This is a genomic window from Sphingomonas sanguinis (assembly GCF_001476905.1).
Taxonomy (GTDB): Bacteria; Pseudomonadota; Alphaproteobacteria; order Sphingomonadales; family Sphingomonadaceae; genus Sphingomonas; species Sphingomonas sanguinis_B.
Genome location: NZ_LDTE01000154.1, coordinates 1 through 577, shown reverse-complemented (window position 1 = coordinate 577; position 577 = coordinate 1). Strand labels below are relative to the sequence as shown.

1 protein-coding gene is annotated in these 577 nt (G+C 58.9%); it reads left to right on the top strand.

The window, feature by feature from the left end; translation table 11 throughout:
- Positions 1–232: 232 nt before the first annotated feature.
- Positions 233–511: a CPCC family cysteine-rich protein gene (locus SB4_RS20635; protein WP_082670279.1), complete on the top strand. Its 279-nt coding sequence runs from the start codon at positions 233–235 to the stop codon at positions 509–511.
- Positions 512–577 lie beyond the last annotated feature (66 nt).

The window sequence follows — 577 nt, the reverse complement described above, 5'->3', positions numbered from 1 at the left end:
GATTGAAATACTGACGAATAGTGACACGCCCCGCCGATGTGTCGCTAAGGCGCAGAAAGCGGCCAAGCGAGCTGGCTTCTCTCTGTTTCGTGTGCGCCGGGGCACGGATGCGGATCGCTCGCCGGGCATCCCGTAAGGTCCACTATCTATAAAAAGCGGATGGTCCGCTAACGCCCAATAGCGGGCATCGCCCGACGAGCTATGATGAGCATGCATCGAACGAGGGCAAACTATGGTGTGGCACAACGTCGTGAAGGATTGCGCGAAGGTCGCAAGCTACCGATGCCCCTGCTGTAGTCGTCTGACTTTGAAAGGCCGGGGCATGTTTGAGATTTGTCCCGTTTGCTTCTGGGAGGACGATGGGCAGGACGACCACGACGCGGACGTGGTTCGGGGTGGTCCCAACCGGTCATTCTCGCTGACTGATGCTCGCCGAAACTACTTGGCTGTCGGAGCCGCCGATCCGGTCGATCTGCCCCATGTGCGTTCGGCAACGAGCGCAGAACAATGAGCCGCGTGCATGTCCGCTAACCACCCAGAATAGACATTTTGCCGCCATCCTCCGTTCAGCCTGAGC